We start from the raw sequence: 21961 nt of genomic DNA on the forward strand, positions 1-21961 counted from the left end.
CCTACTTCGCCGCCTTGGCGTCCGCGTCGATCACCTTCAGATCCAGCCCCAAGCCCTTCAGCTTCGGCTCCACGACGGCGCGATCGCCAACCACCACCCAGATCAGCTCGTCGGGCCTGATGGCCTTGCGGGCGGCGGCGGTGGCGCTGTCGATGGTCACGGCGCGGACGTCGGTCGGGTAGTTGTCGGGATAGCTGTCGGGCAGATTGAAATTCACCAGGTCCGAGATCGTGCCCGAGACGCCCCAGCCGGTTTCCCAGTTGCCGGGCAGGGACAGGGTCAGGCTGTTCTGGGCCTTGGCCAGTTCGGCGGCGGTGATCGGCTTGTCGCCGATGATGGCGGTCAGTTCCTTGCGGGCCTCGGTGAACGACTCGGCGGTCTTGTCGGTCTGGACCGGGGCAAAGGCGACGAACATCCGGGTGCCGCGCGCGCCGCGCACGAAGCTGCCGGCGCCGTAGGACCAGTGCTTGTCCTCGCGCAGGTTCATGTTCAGGCGCGAGACGAAGTCGCCGCCGACCACGGCGTTGGTCACGTCGATGGCGGCCTCGTCGGCCGGATCGCGCGGCGCGAGCAGGTTGCCGACCATGATCATCGACTGCTGCGCGCCGGGACGGTCGATCAGATAGACCGCGCCCTTCTTGGGTTGCGTGATCAGCGGGGCCTTCTTCTGGGTCTGCGCGCCGGTCCAGTCGCCCAGCTGGGCCTCCAGCTTGGGCATGATTTCAGCCAGGGTGGTGTCGCCGACCACGATCAGGGTGGCGTCCTTGGGCTGCAGCCAGGCCTTCTGGAAGGCCACGAGGTCGTCGCGGGTGATGGCGCTCACCGTCGCCTCGGTCGACAGCAGACCGTAGGCGCTGCCCTCGCCATAGGCCAGCACCGGCAGGACGCGCGAGGCCATGGCGTTGGGGCTCTGCTTGGCCTGCTGGATGCCGGCGATCGACAGCTTCTTGCGGCGGTCGAGGTCGTCTTGCGTGAAGGCCGGGTTGCGCAGCACGTCGGCATAGATGGCCAGGGCCGGGTCCAGGGTGGTGGTCAGGGTGCTGAGCGAGATCGAGCCGGAGTCCAGGCCGTTGGAAGTGCTGAGCCCGGCGCCCAGCTGGGCCAGCTCGCGGCTCAGGGTCAGGTTGTCGCGATGGGTGGTGCCGTCGCTCATCATGCCCATGGCCAGGCTCGAGACCCCCGGCTTGGCGCCGCCGGCCTCGGCGGCCAGACCCGCGTCGAACTGGGTGCTGAGCAGGATCTGCGGGGTGTCGTGGCGCTCGGCGACGATCACCTTCAGGCCGTTCGACAGGGTCCCGCGCTGCAGCTTGGCGAAGGCGGGCGCCTTGAGCGCGCCGACCTCGGGCATGGTCTTGCGGTCGGCGCCGGCGGCGGCGGCCTGATAGTTGGGGAAGGGCGTGACGGTCAGGGTCAGGTCGCCGTCCGTCAGCCACTTGCGGCCGGCCGCGACCAGGTCGGCGGCCTTGGCGTCGCGGATGCGGGCGACGCTCTTCTTGTAGGCGCCGGCGTCGCCCAGGAAGACCTGGTTCTGGGCCAGAATGTCGGACTTGCCGCCGAAGCCGCCGATTCGCTCGGACCCGCGCACGATGTCGGCCAGCTGGTTGGTGCGGACCTTGGCGACCTCTTCCGGCGTGGGGCCATCGCGCAGCAGGCGCTGGAACTCCTCGTCGAAGGCCTTTTCGACCGCGGCCGCGTCGCCGCCCGGCTTGACGGTGATGGTGACCAGGAACCAGCCGCCGATCTCGCTGGCATAGGCGCTGGCCCCGACCTGGGTGGCGGTCTGGTCGGTGAACACCAGCCGCTTGTAGAAGCGCGAGGTCTTGTCCGAGACCATCACGTCGCTGAGCAGGCTCAGATAGTCGACATCGGCCGCGCCGAAGCCGGGGATGTTCCAGACCTTGTAGATCCGCGACTGGGGCACGCGGTCCTGCATCTCGGCGCGCTGCGAGCCGGTGCGCTTGGCGACCCATTCCTTCTGGCGGGCCACGGGCGGGCCCGAGGGGATGTCGCCGAAGTACTTCTCGACCTTGGCCTTGGCTTCCGCGACCGTGATGTCGCCGGCCAGGACGATGGTGGCGTTGGCCGGGCCGTAATAGGTCTTGAACCAGGTCTTCACGTCGTCCAGCGAGGCGGCGTCCAGGTCTTCCATCGAGCCGATCACCGTGTGCCCATAGGGGTGGTCGCGGTGGTAGGTGCTCTCGGTCAGCATGGTCCAGACCTTGCCGTAGGGCTGGTTCTCGCCCTGGCGCTTCTCGTTCTGGACGACGCCGCGCTGCTCATCCAGGCGGGCCTTGTCGACGGCGCCCAAGAGCCAGCCCATGCGGTCGCTTTCCAGCCACAGCACCTGGTCGAGGGCCGCCGTCGGGACGTTCTCGAAATAGTTGGTGCGGTCGTTGTTGGTGGTGCCGTTCATGTCGGTGGCGCCGACCTTCTCCAGCGCCTTGAACCAGTCCTCGTTGTAGTGCTCCGAGCCGTTGAACATCAGGTGCTCGAACAGGTGGGCGAAGCCGGTCTTGCCGGCGGGCTCGTTCTTGGAGCCGACGTGGTACCAGACGTTCACCGCCACGATCGGGGCCTTGTGATCCTCGTGCACGATCACGGTCAGGCCGTTGGCCAGCTTGAAGGTCGTGTGCGGGATGTCGATCGAGGGCAGGTTCACGGCCATCGCGCCGGTGACCTTTTGCGCGGGCTTGGCCGGCGTGGCGGCAAGAGCAGGCGCGCCGGCCAGCAGGGCGACGGCGGCGACGGAAGCGAGCAAGGTCTTCATGACGATCCCAGGTGATAGAGCCGCTCCCCGACGAGCGAAGGTTTCACCTTAGGTTGCGTTTCGAGGTGAAAACAAGCCCAAGCTTGCGAGCCGTTTGACTCTTCCCCGACGGCGCCCGGTAGGGTCGCTCTCGTGCGGTCGACAGGACCGTTCGGAGAGACCGCCATGGCCGTATTCACCGTGCTCTATCCCGCCCGCGACGGGGCGAAGTTCGATCTGGACTACTACGAGGCGACCCACATCCCGCTGGTCAAGGACGCCTTCACGGCCACGGGGCTGGAGCATGTTCAGGTGCTCAAAGGCCTGGCCGCGCCGGGCGGTGGTCCCGCGCCATACATCGCGATGGTCAATCTCACCTTCCGCGACGCCGAGGCGCTGGCGGCTTCGCTGGGCGGACCCCGCGCGGCCGAAGTGATGGCCGACGTCGCCAACTTCACCGACATCCAGCCGATCGCCCAGATCAGCGAGGCGCGTTAGTCCCCAAGCCTAACCCAGGATCGCGGCGAGGGCGTCGACCACGCGCTCGACGTCGCCGTCGGTCATGGCCGGGTACAGCGGCAGGGTCAGGCAGCGGGCGTACCAGGCGTCCGCGCCGGGCAGGTCGGCCAGGCCCTGGCGGTTCACATAGTAGGGCTGGCGGTGCACCGGGATGTAGTGGACCTGCGTCCCGATCCCCTGGCTCTTGAGGCTGTCGACCACCGTGCGGCGCGACAGGCCCTCGGCCTCGAAGTCGATCAGCACGGTCAAGAGGTGCAGGGCCGGATCCGAATGGGCCGGGCTCGAGGCCAGCCGCACGCGTGGCGTACGCTGCGCCAGCAGCTTGGCGTACAGCGCCGTCAACTCCCGGCGGCGGGCCACGAAGCGGTCCAGCTTGGCCAGCTGCGACAGGCCCAGGGCGCACAGCACGTCCGGGATGCGGTAGTTGAAGCCGAGCTCCGACATCTCGTACCACCACGGATCGCCGCCCGGCTGTCGGACCATGCCGTGCGAGCGCAGCAGCCGGGCCTTGGCGGCCAGTTCGGCGTCGTTGGTGGTCAGCATGCCGCCTTCGCCGGTGGCCAGGGTCTTGACCGGGTGGAACGAGAAGCTGGCGAAGCTGGAATAGGCGCAGTCACCCACCGGATGGGCGACGCCCTTGAAGGTCCCTATCGAGCCCAGCGCGTGCGGCGCGTCCTCGACCAACACCGCGCCTGAGGCCGAGGCCATGGCCTTCAGCGCCGGCAGGTCGCAGACGTCGCCGCGCAGGTGCACGGGCAGGATCGCCTTGACCCGCTTGCCCTTGATGCCGCTCAGCGCCCGCCCGAGCGTGTCGGGGGTCATCAGGCCGCTGTCGGGATCGACGTCGGCGAACACCACCTCGGCCCCGACGTAGCGAGCGCAGTTGGCGGTGGCCAGGAAGGTCACCGACGGCGCGACGCAGACATCGCCTTCACCCACGCCCAAAGCCATCATGGCCAGGTGCAGGGTCGCCGTGCCGTTCGAGACGGCGATCGCATGATCAGCGCCGACCTTGGCCGCGAAAGCGATCTCGAAGGCCTCGACCGTCGGGCCCGTCGTCAGGAAGTCGCCGCGCAGCGCCTGCGCGACGGCGGCGATGTCGTCGTCCTCGATCGTCTGGCGACCGTAGGGCAGGAAGCCGCTCATCGCGCGGCCTTCTCCTCCAGCATGGCCAACAGGCCTTCCGGCGAGAGCCAGTCGTGGTTGTTGTCGCTGCTGTACGAGAAGTCCTCGGCGACCGGCTTGGCGCCGTCGTCGGCCGAGTAGGGCGTGCGGCCGAACTCGGCGAAGTTGGGCTCGATGGCGAAGCGGTCCTCGAACTCGACGGTCGAGCGCGAGTCGTCGGCGCTGATCATGATCTCGTGCAGCTTCTCGCCCGGGCGGATGCCGATCACCTTCATGCCGGCCTCCGGCGACATGGCCTTCACCAGGTCCGGCATGGCCATCGAGGGGATTTTCGGGACGAAGATCTCGCCGCCGCGCATCATGGTCAGCGACGACAGCACGAAGTCCACGCCTTCGTTCAGGGTGATCCAGAAGCGGGTCATGCGCGGGTCGGTGACCGGCAGCTCGGTCGCGCCCTGGCTCAGCAGGCGGCGATACAGCGGCACCACGCTGCCGCGCGAGCCGACCACATTGCCGTAGCGCACGACGCAGAAGCGCGTGCCGATGTCGCCCGACAGGTTGTTGGCCGCCACGAAGGTCTTGTCCGAGGCCAGCTTGGTCGCGCCATACAGGTTGGTGGGGTTGCAGGCCTTGTCGGTCGACAGGGCGACCACCTGCTTCACGCCGTTGTTCAGGCTGGCCCAGACCACGTTCTCGGCGCCCAGCACGTTGGTGTGAATGCACTCCGACGGATTGTATTCGGCCGCCGGCACCTGCTTCAGGGCCGCGGCGTGGATGACGATGTCGACGCCGCGCAGGGCCAGGGTCAGGCGCTCGCGGTCACGCACGTCGCCTAAGAAGAAGCGCAGCTTGGCGACCGTCGCCTCGTCGAACTGCTCGCGCATTTCGAGCTGCATGTCGCTCTGCTTCAGCTCGTCGCGTGAGTAGATGATGACCTTGCGGGGATCATAGCGCCGCAGCACGGTCTCGATGAAGCGGCGGCCGAATGAGCCTGTGCCGCCGGTGACCAGGATCACCTTGCCGTCCAGATCGAGCGATTTGGGAGAAAAACGACCCAAGTCCAGCCTCCTGCGACGTGTGCGGCGCGTCCATGAGCCGCGTCGAATCGTGGTTAACGCCCCTGTTTGCGCCTCCAGATGTAAAGAGGACGTCAACCACGTTGCGGTAGCAAGGCGTCATGCGCCGCACCCGCCTCCTTCCGATCGCCCTGATCGCCGCCCTCGCCGGCGGCTCCCTGGCCGCGCCGACGGTCGCCTTCGCCGGTCACGGCGGGGGCGAGGAGAAGAAGGCGCCGCCGACCTATTTCGCCCTGGACCCGATCAATGCGGTGGTCCTGCGCCGTGACGGCCGCCGGGGCGTGATGACCGTCGAGGCGGGCATCCAGGCCAAGGATCCGGTGCTGATGACCCGCGCCCAGGCCTCGACGCCGCGCCTGCGGGCCGCTTTCGCCCAGGTGCTGATGATCTATGCCGCCGGCCTGCGCGGCGGCGTGGCCCCGGACATGGACCATGTCGGCCGCGAGCTGCAGAAGGCCTGCGACCAGGTGCTGGGCAAGCCCGGCGCCAAGGTTCTGATGGGCTCGGCCCTGCTCAGCTAACTCTCGACCCGCTGACCTCTATCAAAACATCATGCCTTCCTAGGCCTTGTGCCTAGGACCCATGGCGCGGCTGGGCTGTGCTTACGAGCACGCGAGCCGCCAAAGTGGGCGGGCGCAGGGTGGCGGCTTGAGCAGCGGAACGATGGGTCCTAGGCACAAGGCCTAGGAAGGCAGGGATGGAGAGCTGAGAAGATTTAGCTCTTCGACTTCCGCCGCGCCCGAAAGAACCCTCGCAGCAAGTCCGCGCTTTCCTCCGCCAGCACCCCGCCGGTGACTTCCGGCCGCCAGTGGCAGGTCGGTTGGGCGAAGAACTTGGGGCCGTGCACGACCGCGCCGCCCTTGGGGTCTTCGGCCCCGAACACCACCCGGCCGATCCGCGCATGGCTGATGGCCCCGGCGCACATGGCGCAGGGCTCCAGGGTCACGACCAGGGTCAGGTCGGTGAGGCGGTAGTTCTCCAGCTTGGCGGCGGCGGCGCGCATGGCCGCGATCTCGGCATGGGCCGTGGGGTCATGGGCGGCGATCGGACCGTTGCCGGCCGTGGCGATCACCTCGCCGGTCTTCGGGTCCAGGATCACCGCGCCGACCGGGGTTTCGCCCGCCTCGGCCGCCGCGCGGGCGGCGTCCAGCGCCAGCCGCATCATGCGGTGGTCTTGATCCTCGTCCTGATCGGTGTGCATTACCAAGAAAAGCCCATCGAGAGATGCGCCCAGCCCGAGAAGGACGCCGAAAATGACCAAACCTCACGATCCCCTATACGAACCGCACCTCGACGGCGAGGACGGCGATCTGGAGAACGGTCCTGGCGAGCGGGTGGCCAAGGCCCTGGCGCGGGCCGGCGTGGCCTCGCGGCGCGAGGTCGAGCGGCTGATCGAGGCCGGTCGCGTGGCGATCAACGGCAAGGTTCTGACCACGCCGGCGGTGAAGGTCCAGCCCGGCGACTTCCTCACCGTCGACGGCCAGCTGGTGGCCGAGCGCGAGCCGACCCGGATCTTCCGCTACCACAAGCCCACCGGGCTGATGACCACTCACAACGACCCCAAGGGCCGGCCGACCGTGTTCGGCTCGCTGCCCAAGGACCTGCCGCGCCTGATCTCGGTCGGCCGCCTGGACTTGAACTCCGAAGGCCTGCTGCTGCTGACCAATGACGGCGAGCTGTCGCGCGCCCTGGAAACGCCCAGCAACGCCTGGGTTCGCCGCTATCGCGCCCGCGCCTTCGGCGACACGACGCAAGCCAAGCTGGACAGCCTGAAGGACGGGATCACCGTCGAGGGCGTCAAGTATGGTTCGATCGAGGCCAAGATCGACAAGGCCCACGAAAAGGCCGGCGGCAAGAACATCTGGCTCACGGTCAGCCTGTCGGAAGGCAAGAACCGCGAAGTCCGCAAGGTGCTGGAAGCGATCGGCCTGAAGGTCAACCGCCTGATCCGCATGTCCTATGGCCCCTTCGCGCTCGGGGTGCTGGAAGCCGGCCAGATCGAGGAGGTCGGGCCGCGAGTGATCCGCGAGCTGCTGGAAGGCATCGTCTCCGAAGAGAACATGCCGACCGGCGACCGTCCCAAGTTCGGCGGCATCGCCAACGCGGCCAAGGCCCCCGGTACGGCCGGCGGCGGCGACGTCCAGCGCCGGGGCGCGCCGCGCGCCGATCGCGCCGTCAAGCTGGACGTTCCGGAAAAGCCCGAGAAGCCGGTCTACAAGGCCGGCTGGGCCAAGCCGAAGAAGAAGGTCTCGCCGCATGGTCCGGCGAAGGGCCCAAGCAAGGGTCCTGGCAAGGCTCCGGCCGCCAAGGCTAAGCGCCCCGCCAAGTCGATCGAGAGCAAGTTCATCGACATCGGCAAACCCGCCGCGCGCGGCAAGCCGGCGGCGCCGCGTCCAGGCGCCAAGCCCGCCGATGGCGCGGCGCGTCGGGTGTCGGAGAAGCCGGGTCGGGCGGCGGCGCGTTCAGGGGCGAAGCCGAGCGGTGGCGTGGGGCGTGGTCCGGCGCCGCGTGGCAATGCTCCGCGCGGTGGCCCCAAGCGGTAGGCTAACCGCAATCCACAACCTGCCTTCCTAGGCCTTGTGCCTAGGACCCATCGTTCCGGGATCTCCGAGGAGGCAAGCGTGCGCCCACGCTGGCGGCAATCTGCTGGAAGCTTTGGGCCCAGCCGATCCATGGGTCCTAGGCACAAGGCCTAGGAAGGCAGTTGTTGTGTGAGTGCGAAGGTGGAGGTGTGGCCCCTAAGCCGCCGCCGCCGCCGAAGCGCCCGTCCAGCGCCGCAGCGCCGGCCAGCGCAGCGACAGCTCGGCCACGCCGATGAAGCCCGCCAGGATCACCAGGGCGCTGCCGATCAGCCCGGCGCGGAACTCGTGCGGGGCGTCGGGGTGGCTGGTCATCGGGCGGATCAGCAGCACGATGACGGCGTTGTTGGCCGCGTGGGCGCCGATGCCCAGTTCGATGCCGCCCAGCCGCAGGGCCATCCAGGTCAGGCCGGCGCCCATGGCCGCGCGCACCAGGAAGGCGTCGATATTGGGGTCCAGGTGGATGGCGGCGAACAGCAGGCCGTTCAGGACCATCAGCGCCACGGGATTGTGGATGTAGGCGGCGCTCTGCTTCAGCAGCCAACCGCGGAACAGGATCTCCTCGGCGGCGGCGGCCAGCACCAGCAGGGCGGCGGCGAGGGCGGCATAGATCGCCTGTCCGGCCAGGTTGGGCGCCATGCGGCCGATCGGCGGATCCATCGCCTCGCCGCTCAGGGCCGCGCCGGCGACGACGGCGGTCATCACCACCCCGACCAGCACCAGGCCGCCCAGCAGCAGGCGCCAGCGGAACGCCTGGCCGGCATTGATGTAGTCGGTGATCTTGCGGTGGTGGATCGCACCGGCCGCGAACACGAAGCCGACCGCCGCGCCCAGGTTCACGCCGGCCAGGACGGTCAGCAGGAACAGCGACTGGCGCGCGGTCGGGAAGGCGGTGGGCGAGGCCGAGAATACGGAAAACAGGTCGCCGGCCGCCGGCGCGCCGTCCAGGCCGCTGACCACCAGCATGGCGATCAAGGTCGCGGCGATACCGCCCAGCAGGGCGCCGACGGCGGCGGCCAGCACGCCGATCGGCACGGCGAAGGCGGTCCGCCACGGGTCGCGGTCATAGGGCGACAGGTCGGCCAGGAAGCGCGACCGCCTCACCGTCCCCATCAGCTCGCCCATGCCCATCGTCGGATCGCCTGTTGCCTGTCGCGGCGACTAAGAGGGAACGGCCGCGATCTTGTAAAGCGCGCGCTTGCCGTAGGGCGCTCGGGACGGCACACATCCCGTTACGAGTTGTAAGGGGATAAGCATGAGCGACGGCGTTTTGAGCAAGGACGGGCACGACAGCACGCCCGGGCACCTGCATCGGCTGGTGCTGTTTTCCGACGCCGTGTTCGCCATCGCCATCACCCTGCTGGCTATCGAGATCCACCCGCCGCACCACTGGCATGGCGTGGCCGACCTGTTCGCCCAGATGGGCGCCAAGCTGACCGCCTATGCCGTGTCGTTCGCGGTGGTCGGGGTCTGCTGGTTCAGCCACCGTCGGGTTTTCGCGCGCCTCGAACGCGCCGACGGCGGCCTTGATGTCTTCAACCTGGTTGTCCTGGGCCTCATCGCCCTGCTTCCGCTGGCCACGGAGCTGCTGTGGGAGCAGCGCGGCGGCGAGGCGGTGCTGATCTATATCGGCCACGTGGCGTTGATCGGCCTGGCCATGGGTCTGGTCTGGGCCTACGCGGCCTTCGTGGGCAAGCTGACCCAGCCTATGCCGGTGGGCGAGGCGGTGTTCGTGCTGCTGCGCGTGGCGCTGCTGCCGGGCCTGATGTGCGGTCTGACGATCTTCAGCCTGGTCAAGCCGTGGGGCTGGGCCCTGCTGGCGGCGCTGGTGATCGGCCTGAATTTGATCGGCCGTCGCCTGACCCCGAAATCTACGCAAGAGGCGGCCGCCTGATGCGCATCGTCTCGGGCCAGTATCGCGGTAAGGCCATCGCCACGCCGCCGGGCGGCACGACCCGTCCCACCTCCGACCGCGCTCGCCAGGCGGTGTTCAACATCCTGGAGCACGCCGCCTGGGCGCCGGAGCTGCACGGGGCGCGGGTGATCGATGTCTTCGCCGGCTCGGGCGCGCTGGGGCTGGAGGCCCTGTCGCGCGGAGCGGCCTTCTGCCTGTTCGTCGAGACCGACGACGCCGCGCGCGGCGCGATCCGCGAGAACATCGACGCCATGCACCTGTTCGGCGTCACCCGCGTGCACCGCCGCGACGCCACGGACCTGGGGCCCCGCCCGGCCAGCGCCGGCGCGCCGTTCGACATCGCCTTCCTGGACCCGCCCTACAACAAGGGCCTGGGCGAGAAGGCCGTCGCCGAGATGAAGGCTCACGACTGGCTGGCTCCCGGCGCGATCCTGATGTTCGAGCGCGGCCGGGGCGAGGTCGATCCGGTGCTGGAGGGCTTCGAGCAGATCGACGCGCGCGACTACGGGGCCGCGCGCGTCCTGTTCTACAAGCTCACCACGCCTTAGTCCCGACGCGGTTGTCGAGCTGAGCGCGCAGGTTGGAGAGGCCCATCCGGGTGATCCGGTAGGGCCCGCCGTCCTGGCTGGCGATCAGCCGCTTGCGCTTCAGCGACTGGAAGACGCCGATATTGCAGTCGGTCAGCGCCCAGCCGTCGCGGGTGATGCAGTCGGCCGAGACGATCTTGCCGTGGTCGTCGCGTTCCAGTTCGATCCGGCCGCCTTGGGCCAGAGCATGCAGCGTGCGTTGCTGCGGTTTGGAGATGTTCAAGGGATTGTCCGAGAGATCGAGGCATACGATCGCGCGCCACCAGCGGGGACGCGCGGGCGGATAGCGGGCCTCTTGGACTTTCGAACCGAAGCTCGGAGCCTTTAGGCCCGCGCCTCGCGCACAATCTCGGACATGAACCACACGGCGTGAGTTGGTGTGGGCAAGATAGCGATGGTTTTCAGGACCACAAGCACACACCCATCCGCCTCCCCGGCGAAAGCCGGGGCCCAGATCTCGGGGCGCTTGGGTGGGTTGGAAGAGTGCTGAGCTTCTAGAGTCCAGGCAGCGCTCCTCCAGCTGGGTCCCGGCTTTCGCCGGGAAAACGGCTGTGAGGTTACGGCGCCTTGCTGACGCTGTTGTCGATGCCGGTGACATTGACCTTCGGCGGCTTGGTCGCGCGCCAGCGGACGGTCTGGTCGGTGCCGGTCACGGTGACGGGCGCGCCGGGCGCCAGGTCGATGGTGATCTTGCTGCCCGTGCCCGTCAGGGTCAGGCCCGCGCAGGCGCCCGTGAAGGTCAGGGCGTGGTCCGTGCCTTCGACGACGGCGGCGCGGCCGTCGCACGCGATCGTGCGGGACTGACCGATGCCGGTGACGCGCACCGCGTCGGGCGCGCCGGCCAGGCCGGAAACAAGCGCGAGCAGGGACAGGGAAATCATGACGCGGCGGTCCTCGTGGTTGCAGCTCGGCTGCAAACGCGCGGGACGTCCCAAGGCTCCACCACAGGTAGCGGCTATTTCTTGGCCTTGGCCGGGGTGGTCTGGGCGACCTTGACCGGCGCGCCCTGCTGGCGGGCCTCGCTGACCAGGCCGGCGCAGTCGGCGTCCTTGGCTTCGCCGGTGGTGACGAAGGGCAGCAGGGCGGCCAGCGGATTGATCAGCGAGCCCAGCGCCGCGGCGATGCCGCCCTGGCCCACGGCCTGGCTGGCGTCGAGGCCGGGCTTCGGAGCCATCAGCGGACCCTTGATGGTGATCGGCACGAACAGGCGCACCAGGCGCGGCTTCTTGCTGTCGCCGGCGATGCGGAAGTCGATGCGCTCGGTGCGCAGGTCAACCGTGCCGCGGCCCTTGGCCAGCACCACGCCGGTGTCGGCGACCAGGGTGTTGGTGGTCATCACCCCGTTCTTGACGTCGAAATCGGCCACGGCGCAGCGCACCGGCGTCTCCTTGTTGCTCTTGGACAGCAGCAGGATTAGGCCCTTCGACGCATTGACGCCCAACAGCTCGGCGAAGGCCTGGCGGATCTGGCCCTTGGGGGCGACCAGGGTCACCGAGCCGTCGGCGGTCGAGGCCGCGCGGTGCACGCTGTTGCCGGTCCCGGTCAGCTTGGCGCGGGCCAGGACAGTCCCCTCGATGGCCGGCTTGCCGTCGGTCTTGAACGGGATGAAGTCCTCCAGGCGCGCATTCAGCAGCCGCACGTCGATGTCGGTCTTCGGCGTGTCCGTCCGGGCGTCCAGGCGGACCTTCCCCTTCAGATCGCCGCGCGAGAAGGTCAGGGCGATCGGGTCGACGGTCAGCACGCCCTTTTCCAGGACCACGTCGGCGCTGACCTTGCGCAGTGGCAGGTTGGGCGCGTTCACGGTGTCGGCGCGGTAGGTGACCTTGGCGTCCATGGCGCGGATGCGGTCGACCTGCAGGGTGGCGTCGGGCAGCAAGCGCTGGGTGGCGTCGCGCTGGGCGGCCTCGACCTTCTGGCCGGTCGAAGCGGTCTCGCCACGACCCGTGGCCGGGGCGGCGCCGAACAGGCTGCCCAGGTCGTCGAAGTCCAGGCGGCGCGAGCGCAGGTCGGCTTCCAGATAGGGTCGCTCGCGGCCAGTCAGCACGAAGAGGTCACCGCGGATGTCGCTGTCGCCCACGCGGCCCGACAGCTTTTCGAAGTCGTAGCGGTCGCCTTTGCGCACCAGATGGCCCGAGACCTTGTAGGGCGGGGTGTTGGGCAGGGTCAGGCCGGTCAGGTCGTGTAGGCGGTTCAGATCGGCGCCAGAGATCGACAGCTGGGTCTCGAACCGGCCCAGATCGAAGGGCTTGGTCACATTGCCCTCGGCCGTGATCTTGGTCGAACCGGCCTGGATCGACGCGTCGAACGGATAGGGCCGGCTGGGCGAGATGTTCAGCAGCGGGCCGCCGGTGACCTGGGCCACGAAGGCGGACTTGTTCAGGCTGCCCTTGCCCTCCAGCACGAAGCGGCCGCCCTTGTCGCCGGCGCGTTCCTGGGCGTTGACCGTGCCGACGAACAGCGCGCCGCGCTGGCGGTCGTCCACGCGCAGCTGGCCCTCGTTGATCACGAAGCGCTGGATGGCCGGCAGCTTCAGCGGCTTGTCGCTCTTGGCCGCGCCGAAGGTCCAGTTGGCCTTGCCGTCCTTGTCGCGCAGCAGGCGCACGATCGGCTTGTCGACCGCCAGGAACGGCAGGATCACGTCGCCCTTCAAGAGCGGCAGGATCTTGATCTGCACGGCGATGCGCTGGACCTGGGCCATCTGGCCGGCGTCCTTGTCGACCGTCTTGGCCCAGGCCGGCTGGCCGATGCGCAGGTTATAGGCCTCGGCCTTGGGCGAGAACGACCAGGGGTGGACCCGCAGGTCGCCGGCGATCACCACCTCGCGCTGCAGCTGGGCCGAGGCGTAGCGGCCGATCGGGCCGCGCAGCCAGTTCCAGTCGAAGATCACGAGAAAAGCGATGACCGCCGCGACCAGCGCCAAGGCCGAGCCGATGCCGATCCGCGCGCGCCGAGACAGCCCCCGGAAAGGGTTCCGAGGCGGTCTGGGCGCGGGCATGACGTCGGCGGTGGACAGGATCGTGGCTCCGGTTGAACCCACACAACGCGTGAGCCCAGCGGTCCTGTTCCAATTTGAAGCGTGTTAGGCCTGGGACGGTGTCGTCAGTAGACGAGACCCATCCGGCAGACGACCGCCCCCGCGATCAGAAATACGGCGATAGCCACCAGTTCATAGGCCTTGAAAAACGGCCGGCTCGGCGTGCGCATGGTTAGTTGTTCCCCCGTCCCATTTTGGTGCGTGTAGACGCTCTTGGCGCAAGGGCGGCGCCACCCGCTTTGGGTTAGGGCGTCTTGCCGGGCCAGATCAGGTAACCGGCTTCGTCGCGCCCGGCGGCGACATAGCCGTACGCATAGGGCGGCGGATAATTCACGACGGGACCCCCACGGCCCTGATCGTAACCGTCTCCATAGGCGCGAACTTGCTCGTACTCGTATTGATCGACGCGGCGGTCATAGGCCGACTCGCGGCGCGGCGCGCCATAGCGGTCGCCGGCATAGCCGCCGCCATAAGACCCTTCGTAGCCGCCCTGATATCCACGCGGATCCTGGCGCGTCTCGATGTCGAGGCGGCGATTGCCGTAGCCCCATTGGTCATGATCGGACCAGCCGCGATCGGTGTCGCACTCGACACGATCCCAGCGATAGGCGCCGCCCGGGCCGGTCACCCGGCGGACGACACAGTCGCCCGGCCCCGAGTTCGGCGGCAGCAGCTCCGCGTCCAGCGGCAGGCCCACGCCCCGATGCGGCTGGGCCATCGCCGAGGTGGCGAGACTAGCTAGGGTCAAGGCCAGGACAGGCAGGAAGCGGAGCGCGTTCATGGAGGTTAACAAAACATTTCCCGCGCGGTGGTGAGTGCGGTTTCACCCAACAAGCGAGCGTGGCCGTGGGCGCTTCCCTTCGCGCCGCGCCGGGGCTAGCGTTGCGTCAAACAAATGTTTGAGGCGGCCATGGCGATCGAGGCGGTGATCTGGGATTTCGGCGGGGTGTTCACGACCTCGCCGTTCGAGGCCTTCCGCCGCTACGAGACCGAACGCGGCCTCCCTGCGGACTTCATCCGCACGGTCAACGCCACCAATGGCGACGTGAATGCCTGGGCGAAGTTCGAGCGGGCCGAGATCGACGCGGCCGCCTTCGACACCCTGTTCCTGGAGGAGGCCACGCGGCTGGGCCACGCCGTGCGCGGGGCCGAGGTGCTGCCGCTGCTCTATGGCGATCTGCGGCCTCGGGTGCTGGACGCGCTGAAGGCCTGCAAGGCGCGGTTCAAGGTCGGCTGCATCACCAACAACGTCCCCACCGGCCACGGTCCCGGCATGGCCCAGAGCGCCGAGAAGGCCCTGGCGGTGGGCGAGATCATGGGCCTGTTCGACGCGGTGATCGAAAGCTCCAAGGCAGGGGTGAGAAAGCCCGATCCGCGCATCTATCAGATGATGTGCGAGCTGCTGGATGTGGCTCCCGAGGCCTGCATCTACCTCGACGACCTAGGCATCAACTGCAAGCCGGCGGCGGCCTTAGGGATGACGGCGATCAAGGTGTCGACCGAAGAGCAGCTTCTCATCGACCTTGCTCAAGCGACCGGATTGTCGTTCTGAGAGGACAAAGTTCTCTCGGAGATTCCCATGTCCCGTCCCCGCATCGGCGCTGACGCCGCGATCGCCCAGCTGCAAGGCTGGAGCGCCGCTCCGGACCACAAGGACGCCATCGCCAAGACGTTCAAGTTCGCCGACTTCAATGAGGCGTTCGGCTTCATGACCCGGGTGGCGATCATGGCCGACAAGCTGGATCACCATCCGGAATGGTTCAATGTCTACAACCGGGTCGAGGTGCTGCTGACGACGCATGACGCCGACGGGGTGACGGAGCTGGATGTGCAGATGGCGAAGTTCATGGATGCTGCGGCGGCTTAGCGCCCCCTCCGTCTCGCTGCGTATCCGCAGCGATCCACCTCCCCCGTTTCACGGGTGAGGAGAACATGCTCCCTCCTGCCCCGCTTGCGGGGGAGGTGGCGCGGCGCCGATAGGCGACGTGACGGAGGGGGCGTCCACGATCGGCTCTTCCCTCCCGCTCCCTTCCGGTTCAAACTATCGTTTGAATTAAAATCGGGAGGACGCCGAAAATGGCGCAGAGCACGGGCCGGGTCGCCGGCAAGAAGGCCTTCATCACGGGCGGGGCCCAGGGCCTGGGCGCGGCGGCGGGGCGCATGCTGGCCAGCGAAGGCGCCAAGGTCGCCCTGGCCGACCTGAATCTGGCCGGCGCGCAGGCCGTGGCGGCCGAGATCAATGCCGCCCACGGCGCGGGCACGGCCTTCGCCTACCAGCTGGACGTCACCCAGGAAGACCAGTGGATCGAGGTCCTGGAGCAGGCGAGCGCCGACATGGGCGGCCTGTCGGTGCTGGTCAACAATGCCGGCATCGGCGGCGACGGTCCGATCGAGAGCCTGGACTTCGGGCTCTGGAAGAAGGTGATGTCGGTCAATGTCGACAGCGTCTTCCTAGGGGCCAAGCACGCCCTGACCCACATGCGCGCCCACCAGCCCGGTTCGATCATCAATCTGAGCTCGATCGCCGGCCTGATCGCCAACGGCAATTCGCCGGCCTACAACGCCTCGAAGGCGGCGGTCTGGCTGCTGTCCAAGAACATCGCGCTGTACTGCGCCAAGATGAAGCTCGACATCCGCTCGAACTCGATCCACCCGACCTTCATCGACACCCCGATCCTGGACGGCTTCTCGGCCCGGTTCGGCAAGGAGGAGGCCTTCGCCAAGCTGGCCCGCCAGGTGCCGCTGGGCCGGATCGGCGAGCCGAACGACATCGCCAACGCGGTGCTCTACCTGGCCAGCGACGAGAGCAAGTTCATGACCGGCGCCGAGATCAAGGTCGACGGCGGCATTTCGGCGATGTGATCGAGCTTCCTTCTCCCCTTGCGGGAGAAGGTGTCAGCGCAGCTGACGGATGAGGGGTTGAAGAACGCAAAACGCCGCGACAAGCCGATCGGCCGTCGCGGCGTTTCTGTCTGTGCAACCCCTCACCCGGCCCTTCGGGCCACCCTCTCCCGCAAGGGGAGAGGGGAAGGGATCAGCGCGGCGCGCGCTTGGCCAGGATCCGCTGCAGCGTCCGGCGGTGCATGTTCAGCCGCCGGGCCGTTTCCGACACGTTGTGACCGCACATCTCGTAGACGCGCTGGATGTGCTCCCACCGCACGCGGTCGGCGCTCATCGGATTCTCAGGCGGCGCCGGGGCGGCGTCCTTGGCGGCCAGCAGGGCGCGGGCCACGTCGTCGGCGTCGGCGGGCTTGGACAGGTAGTCGACCACCCCCGCCTTCACCGCCGCCACGGCGGTGGCGATGTTGCCGTAGCCGGTCAGCATGATGACCTTGGCGTCGGGCCGCGCGTCGCGCACCGCCTCGACCACCTTCAGGCCCGAGCCGTCCTCCAGCCGCATGTCCAGCACCGCGTGGGCCGGGGCGGCGCCGCGCAGGATGGTCAGGGCCTCGGCGACGGAAGCGGCCAGCGTCACCTCGAAGCCGCGCTGCTCCAGCGCTCGTCCGAGCCGGGTCCGCAACGGGCCGTCATCGTCCAAAAGCAGCAGCGTCTTGTCCGGCAGCGCCGCGACCAGCTCACCAATATCCGCCATGAAGTCCGCGCCTCCCCAGCGCCAATACTCAACAGGCCAAATAACAACCCATAGTGTCCAGGATACGCAACGTACTTCAAGCCCCGATAAAGCCGGGAGCTTCAAGCGCCGGCCTGGGCCAACGGGCCGAGACTACGGCGCCGCCACGACGTCCATTACGGAAATCCACGGTGGCGCCGGTTCGTTCCAGCAAGGTCTTGGCGATGAAGAAGCCCAGCCCCATGCCGATATGTCCCGTGCGAGAGCCTTCCGCCCCGGGGCGGGTGGTCACGTACGGCTCGCCCAGCTTGGCCAGCACCTCCGGCGAGAAGCCGGCGCCGTCGTCGCGGGCCTCGATGACGATGTAGCGGGCGTCGAAGCGGGCGATGACGATCACCTCGCTGCGGGCGAAGTCGACCGCGTTCTCGACGATCGAGGTCATGGCGTGGATGATCTCGGGCCGCCGCCAGATGTCGGGCGCCGTCTCGCCGGACGGGCCGTTGACCACGGCCTCGACGCGGATGCCGTGCACCATGTGCGGCTCGATCACGTCCTGGACCAGCTGGACCAGGCTCATGCGCTCGTGCACGGCGTCCTTGGCCTCGGGCATCTCGGTCAGGCGCTGCAGGATTTCGCGGCAGCGGGCGGCCTGGCCGATCAGCAGTTCGGCGTCCTCCCGGATTTCCTCGCTGACGGCGTTGCGGGCCATTTCGCGCGAGACGACCGAGATCGTGGCCAGCGGCGTGCCCAGCTCGTGGGCGGCGGCGGCGGCCAGGGCGCCCAGGGCCGACAGGCGCTGCTCGCGGGCCAGGACGGTTTCGGTGACGTTCAGGGCCAGTTCCATCCGCGCCGACTCGCTGGCGGCCTGCCAGGCATAGGCGGCGGTCAGGCCGATGCCGATGATCCGGGCGCTGACCATGGTCCACAGCATCATCGGGCTGGGCGTGGGCGAGGGGACATGGCCGGCCAGGGTGGGCAGCGGCATGTGGAACAGCGCCAGGGTCACGGTCGAGGCGACGGCCAGCAGGCCCAGGCCCAGGGCGTAGCGCGCCGGCAGGGTGGCGGCGGCCAGGGTGACGGGGGCGATCAGCAGCAGCGAGAACGGGTTCAGCGCCCCGCCGGTCAGGTACAGCAAGCCCGACAGCTGCAGGATGTCGAAAGCGATCTGCGCGGTGGCCTCGCCGTCGCGCGCCAGGCGCTGACCGCTCGAGGCCAGTCCCAAGAGGACGTTCAGCCAGGCCGACAGGGCGATCAGGGTGAAGCACAGCGCCCACGGCACCTGCAACTTCAGCGCGAGGCCCGCAATCAAGAGGACGGCGACCTGGCCGACGACCGAAAGCCACCGCTGGGCCAGCAGGGTGCGAACCCTTAAGCGTCCACGGCGCAGCCCAGGCGCGGTCCAGGACCAGGCGTCGTCTTGCGCCGGTTCCTCACCCGGATTATCGAGCCCTTTATGACGTTGATCGTCGGGCGTTCTCGCGAACGAAACGTCAGTCATGTCCGCAAGATTGTCCATATTCTCGCGCCTGGCGAGAGTAAAAGATCGGGCGGACGCAAAAGGATGGAATGCACATGCCGCGTCACCGCCTTGTCCTGATCCTCGCCTGCGTCGTCGGCCTGGTGATCACCGCGGGCCTGGCCTGGAACGCCGGGGTGTTCAAGTCCGAGCCGCCCGTGCCGATCGGCGGGCCGTTCCAGATGGTCGACCAGAACGGCAAGCCCGCCACCGAGAAGGTGCTGAAGGGTAAATGGAGCCTGGTGTTCTTTGGTTTCACCTACTGCCCCGACGTGTGTCCGGGCACGCTGCAGGCGCTGTCGGCGGCGACCGACCAGCTGGGTCCCAAGGCCAAGGACCTGCAGATCGTGTTCATTTCCGTCGATCCCGGCCGCGACACGCCCGAGCAGATGAAGACCTACCTGTCGAACGACTTCATCCCGAAGTCGACCATCGGTCTGACGGGCACGCCCGAGCAGGTCCAGGTCGCGGCCAAGGCCTACAAGGTCTACTACGCCAAGAGCGGCGAGGGTCCCGGCTACACCATGGACCACTCGACAGTGACCTACCTGATGGACCCCAAGGGCCGCTACAAGACGGTCATCCCCTACGGCACGCCCCCCGACGAGATCGCCCGTCGTGTCGGCGACGCGATGCGCGAAGGGTAACGGGGCGGCGCGCTGATTTCAGCGCGTCCTCATAATTTGCTCATGCCGCTCAGGCGGCCTGGGCGGCAGGGTCCGGGCTCCTTCAACAAGGGGGCCTGGCCCATGACCACCGACATCACCCTCAAGCGCGGCAGCCGCTGGACCCTGCTGGTCTGGATCGGGGCGGCGCTTCTGCTGCTGACCCCGGCGTTGGCCATGCGGTTCACCAAGGAGGTCGTCTGGACGCCGTTCGACTTCGGGGTCTGGGGCGCGATCCTGGCTCTGGCCTGCGGGACGTTCGAGCTGGCGGTGAGGGCCTCGGGCAGCTTGGCCTTCCGGGCCGCCGTGGCCATCGTCGTGGCGGTGAGTTTCCTGACCGTATGGATCAACGGCGCGGTCGGGATCATCGGCGACGAGGACAATCCCGCCAACCTGATGTTCGGCTGCGTGCTGCTGGTCGCCGCCGCCGGCGCCTATGTCGGACGGTTCCGGGCGGCGGGCCTGTCGCGCGCCCTGCTGGCGGCGGCCTTCGTCCAGGCGGTGGTGGCGATCGTCGCTCAGTTGATGGGGTCACGGGAAGGCTTCGTGATCAGCGTCGTCTTCGCCGGGGCCTGGCTGCTGGCGGCCTGGCTGTTCGGCCGCGCCGCGCGGGTCGAGGCGGGCTAGGGCCCCATCCTTTCGGCCTTCACGAAGTCGATGAAGGCTCGCAGCGGCGCGGGCATGTGCCGCCGGCTGGGATAGTACAGATACGGCCCGGTGAACGGCGGCAACCAGTCTTCCAGCACCGCCTCCAGCCGGCCCGCCGCGATGGCCGGGGCCACGAAGTCCTCGAAGGTGGCCAAGAGGCCCACGCCCGCCTCGCAGGCGGCCAGTTCCAGATCGAGGCTGGTCGAGGTCAGGCGGGCCGGTGGATCCAGGCGGATCGTCTGGCCGTCCTTCTCGAACTCCCAGGCATAGGTCGCGCCGCTGGGGAAGCGGTGGCGGATGCTGGCGTGGTCCAGCACCTCGCGCGGATGCCTGGGCCGGCCGTGGGCGGCGAAATAGGCCGGAGAGCCGACCAGCATGAACCGCTGTGGGCCCGACAGCGGCACGGCGATCATGTCCTTCTCCAGCCGCTCACCATAACGCACGCCAGCGTCGAAGCCGGCGGCCAGCACGTCGATGAAGCTGTCCTCGGCGATGATCTCGACCGCGACGCCGGGATGCTGGGCCAGGAACTTCGGGATCAGGCGCGGAAAGACGACCTTGGCCGCCACCAGCGGCACGTTCAGGCGCAGCGTGCCGGTCGGGCTGTCGCGGAAGGCGTTGACCTCGTCCAGGGCCAGGGCGACGTCGGACAGGGCCGGGGTCAAGCGCTCCAGCAGTTTCTGGCCGGCCTCGGTGGGGGTGACGCTGCGGGTGGTCCGGTTCAGGAGGCGCACGCCGAGGCGCGTCTCCAGCCGCCGCACGGCCTCGCTCAGCGACGAGGCCGAGACGTTGCGCAGGGCGGCGGCGGCGCGGAAACCTCGGGCTTGCGCCACGGCCGTGAAGGCGTCGAGATCGGCGAAGTCGGCATGCTGCATTGTGCGAAATTCCGAACGGCCCGTGCGGATCTTATCGGATTATCGCACGAGAGCTGCGGGCGCATAACCCTCCTCACCCCAAGGAGAGATCCCCATGAAAACCCGCCAACTTGGCCAAACCGGCCCCGTCGTTTCCGCCTTCGGCCTCGGCTGCATGGGCATGTCCGACATGTATGGCCCCAGCGACCGGGCCGAGAGCCTGGCCACCTTCGACGCCGCCGTCGAAGCCGGCATGACCCTGATCGACACCGGCGACTTCTATGGCATGGGCCACAACGAGATGCTGATCGGCGAGGCGCTGAAGAGCCACAAGCGCGACAAGCTGGTGATCAGCGTCAAGACCGGCGCCCTGCGCGATCCGAACGGCGCTTTCCTGGGCTTCGACGGCCGCCCGGCCGCGATCAAGAACTTCCTGGCCTATAGCCTCAAGCGCCTGGGCGTCGACCACATCGACATCTACCGCCCCTCGCGCCTGGACCCCAGCGTGCCGATCGAGGACACCGTCGGCGCCATCGCCGAGATGGTCCAGGCCGGCTATGTCCGCCACATTGGCCTGTCGGAAATGGGCGCGGAAACCATCCGCAGGGCCGCCAAGGTCGCGCCGATCGTCGACCTGCAGATCGAATATTCGCTGGTCTCGCGCGGCGTCGAGAAGGACATCCTGCCCACCCTGCGTGAGCTGGGCATCGGCATGACGGCCTATGGCGTGCTGTCGCGCGGCCTGATCAGCGGCCACTGGACCAAGCAGCGCTCCGAGGATGTCGGCCGCGACTTCCGCGCCCACAGCCCCCGCTTCCAGGGCGACAACCTGGACGCCAACCTGAAGCTGGCCGAGGCCCTGCGGGCGGTGGCCGAGGACAAGGGCGTGACCACGGCCCAGGCCGCCATCGCCTGGGTGGCCTCGCGCGGCGACGACATCGTGCCGCTGATCGGCGCCCGCCGCCGCGATCGCCTGGCCGAGGCGTTGGGCGCGCTGGAGGTCAGCCTGACGCCCGCGGATCTGGCCGCCATCGAGGCCGCCGTGCCGGCCGAGGCGGTGGCGGGCACGCGCTACGCCACGGCGATGATGACCCATCTCGACAGCGAACGCTGAGGCCTTGCGCGG

General features: G+C 68.5%; 24 protein-coding genes. 11 read left to right on the forward strand and 13 right to left on the reverse strand.

The genetic code is table 11. The features are described from left to right. Position 1: 1 nt before the first annotated feature. Positions 2-2767, reverse strand: a complete 2766-nt coding sequence (locus J7528_RS25235; RefSeq protein ID WP_291880364.1) for a pitrilysin family protein — start codon at positions 2765-2767, stop codon at positions 2-4. Positions 2768-2932: 165 nt separating this feature from the next. Between J7528_RS25235 and J7528_RS25240 the strand changes: the two genes are divergently transcribed. Then, a complete protein-coding gene (locus J7528_RS25240) occupies positions 2933-3244 on the forward strand; it encodes an EthD family reductase (protein WP_291880366.1) in 312 nt (103 codons plus the stop codon). A 9-nt stretch (positions 3245-3253) separates the two neighbouring features. On the opposite strand, the gene pseC is transcribed toward J7528_RS25240, so the two are convergent. Both pseC and pseB read right to left on the reverse strand, forming a co-directional pair. Then, the gene (gene pseC / locus J7528_RS25245) at positions 3254-4411 is read right to left on the reverse strand and encodes a UDP-4-amino-4,6-dideoxy-N-acetyl-beta-L-altrosamine transaminase (RefSeq protein ID WP_291880367.1); all 1158 of its coding nucleotides are present in this window, start codon (positions 4409-4411) and stop codon (positions 3254-3256) included. After that, positions 4408-5448 (reverse strand): UDP-N-acetylglucosamine 4,6-dehydratase (inverting), encoded by a 1041-nt coding sequence (gene pseB / locus J7528_RS25250; protein ID WP_291880369.1) that lies wholly within the window; start codon positions 5446-5448, stop codon positions 4408-4410. The genes pseC and pseB overlap by 4 nt, the downstream gene beginning before the upstream one ends. Before the next feature lie 119 nt (positions 5449-5567). On the opposite strand from pseB, the gene J7528_RS25255 reads away from it, so the two are divergent. Beyond that, positions 5568-5987, forward strand: a complete 420-nt coding sequence (locus J7528_RS25255; RefSeq protein WP_291880370.1) for a hypothetical protein — start codon at positions 5568-5570, stop codon at positions 5985-5987. 194 nt (positions 5988-6181) lie between these two features. Here the strand turns inward: J7528_RS25255 and tadA are convergent, their stop codons facing one another. Next, positions 6182-6667: a tRNA adenosine(34) deaminase TadA gene (tadA, locus tag J7528_RS25260; RefSeq protein WP_291880371.1), complete on the reverse strand. Its 486-nt coding sequence runs from the start codon at positions 6665-6667 to the stop codon at positions 6182-6184. A gap of 52 nt (positions 6668-6719) precedes the next feature. Here tadA and J7528_RS25265 point away from each other — a divergent pair, with 52 nt between their 5' ends. Beyond that, positions 6720-8009 carry a pseudouridine synthase gene (locus J7528_RS25265; protein WP_291880373.1) on the forward strand — a complete coding sequence of 430 codons (1290 nt, stop codon included), beginning with the start codon at positions 6720-6722 and terminating at the stop codon, positions 8007-8009. A 195-nt stretch (positions 8010-8204) separates the two neighbouring features. Here the strand turns inward: J7528_RS25265 and J7528_RS25270 are convergent, their stop codons facing one another. Beyond that, positions 8205-9170, reverse strand: coding sequence for a CPBP family intramembrane glutamic endopeptidase (locus J7528_RS25270; RefSeq protein ID WP_291880375.1), 966 nt, complete (start codon positions 9168-9170; stop codon positions 8205-8207). Positions 9171-9300: 130 nt separating this feature from the next. Here J7528_RS25270 and J7528_RS25275 point away from each other — a divergent pair, with 130 nt between their 5' ends. Both J7528_RS25275 and rsmD read left to right on the forward strand, forming a co-directional pair. After that, on the forward strand, positions 9301-9939 hold the full coding sequence (locus J7528_RS25275) for a TMEM175 family protein (RefSeq protein ID WP_291880377.1): 639 nt from the start codon (positions 9301-9303) through the stop codon (positions 9937-9939). Continuing rightward, the gene (gene rsmD, locus J7528_RS25280; RefSeq protein ID WP_291880378.1) at positions 9939-10508 is read left to right on the forward strand and encodes a 16S rRNA (guanine(966)-N(2))-methyltransferase RsmD; all 570 of its coding nucleotides are present in this window, start codon (positions 9939-9941) and stop codon (positions 10506-10508) included. Before J7528_RS25275 ends, rsmD begins: the two co-directional genes overlap by 1 nt. Here the strand turns inward: rsmD and J7528_RS25285 are convergent. The 5 genes from J7528_RS25285 to J7528_RS25305 form a co-directional block, all read right to left on the reverse strand. After that, on the reverse strand, positions 10495-10770 hold the full coding sequence (locus tag J7528_RS25285; RefSeq protein ID WP_291880379.1) for a YjhX family toxin: 276 nt from the start codon (positions 10768-10770) through the stop codon (positions 10495-10497). The genes rsmD and J7528_RS25285 overlap by 14 nt on opposite strands. A 334-nt stretch (positions 10771-11104) precedes the next feature. Next, positions 11105-11428, reverse strand: a complete 324-nt coding sequence (locus tag J7528_RS25290; protein WP_291880381.1) for a DUF3060 domain-containing protein — start codon at positions 11426-11428, stop codon at positions 11105-11107. A gap of 74 nt (positions 11429-11502) precedes the next feature. Then, entirely contained in the window at positions 11503-13584 is a 2082-nt protein-coding gene (locus J7528_RS25295) for an AsmA family protein (protein ID WP_291880383.1), read from the reverse strand. Between the two features lie 62 nt (positions 13585-13646). Beyond that, positions 13647-13751, reverse strand: a complete 105-nt coding sequence (locus J7528_RS25300; protein WP_291880384.1) for a hypothetical protein — start codon at positions 13749-13751, stop codon at positions 13647-13649. Between the two features lie 74 nt (positions 13752-13825). Then, positions 13826-14362, reverse strand: coding sequence for a hypothetical protein (locus J7528_RS25305; protein WP_291880385.1), 537 nt, complete (start codon positions 14360-14362; stop codon positions 13826-13828). Between the two features lie 129 nt (positions 14363-14491). Here J7528_RS25305 and J7528_RS25310 point away from each other — a divergent pair, with 129 nt between their 5' ends. From J7528_RS25310 to J7528_RS25320, 3 genes are all read left to right on the forward strand, one after another. Further along, the gene (locus J7528_RS25310; protein ID WP_291880386.1) at positions 14492-15133 is read left to right on the forward strand and encodes an HAD-IA family hydrolase; all 642 of its coding nucleotides are present in this window, start codon (positions 14492-14494) and stop codon (positions 15131-15133) included. 27 nt (positions 15134-15160) lie between these two features. Beyond that, a complete protein-coding gene (locus tag J7528_RS25315; RefSeq protein WP_291880389.1) occupies positions 15161-15448 on the forward strand; it encodes a 4a-hydroxytetrahydrobiopterin dehydratase in 288 nt (95 codons plus the stop codon). A gap of 209 nt (positions 15449-15657) precedes the next feature. After that, positions 15658-16443 (forward strand): SDR family oxidoreductase, encoded by a 786-nt coding sequence (locus tag J7528_RS25320; RefSeq protein WP_291880390.1) that lies wholly within the window; start codon positions 15658-15660, stop codon positions 16441-16443. Positions 16444-16615: 172 nt separating this feature from the next. Here J7528_RS25320 and spdR read toward each other — a convergent pair whose 3' ends face one another. Beyond that, positions 16616-17173, reverse strand: coding sequence for a stationary phase response regulator transcription factor SpdR (gene spdR, locus J7528_RS25325; RefSeq protein WP_291880393.1), 558 nt, complete (start codon positions 17171-17173; stop codon positions 16616-16618). A 76-nt stretch (positions 17174-17249) separates the two neighbouring features. Next, entirely contained in the window at positions 17250-18650 is a 1401-nt protein-coding gene (locus J7528_RS25330) for an ActS/PrrB/RegB family redox-sensitive histidine kinase (RefSeq protein WP_291880395.1), read from the reverse strand. 74 nt (positions 18651-18724) lie between these two features. Between J7528_RS25330 and J7528_RS25335 the strand changes: the two genes are divergently transcribed. Both J7528_RS25335 and J7528_RS25340 read left to right on the forward strand, forming a co-directional pair. After that, entirely contained in the window at positions 18725-19315 is a 591-nt protein-coding gene (locus tag J7528_RS25335) for an SCO family protein (RefSeq protein ID WP_291880397.1), read from the forward strand. A 102-nt stretch (positions 19316-19417) separates the two neighbouring features. Then, positions 19418-19960, forward strand: coding sequence for a hypothetical protein (locus J7528_RS25340; RefSeq protein ID WP_291880399.1), 543 nt, complete (start codon positions 19418-19420; stop codon positions 19958-19960). On the opposite strand, the gene J7528_RS25345 is transcribed toward J7528_RS25340, so the two are convergent. Then, complete coding sequence (locus J7528_RS25345; RefSeq protein WP_291880401.1) at positions 19957-20856, reverse strand: LysR family transcriptional regulator; 900 nt, start codon at positions 20854-20856, stop codon at positions 19957-19959. The two genes, J7528_RS25340 and J7528_RS25345, sit on opposite strands and share 4 nt — an antisense overlap. Positions 20857-20950: 94 nt before the next feature. Between J7528_RS25345 and J7528_RS25350 the strand changes: the two genes are divergently transcribed. Further along, positions 20951-21949 (forward strand): aldo/keto reductase, encoded by a 999-nt coding sequence (locus J7528_RS25350; RefSeq protein ID WP_291880402.1) that lies wholly within the window; start codon positions 20951-20953, stop codon positions 21947-21949. The last annotated feature ends 12 nt before the right edge of the window (positions 21950-21961 follow it).

This window comes from Caulobacter sp. (assembly GCF_017744445.1).
Classification (GTDB): domain Bacteria; phylum Pseudomonadota; class Alphaproteobacteria; order Caulobacterales; family Caulobacteraceae; genus Caulobacter.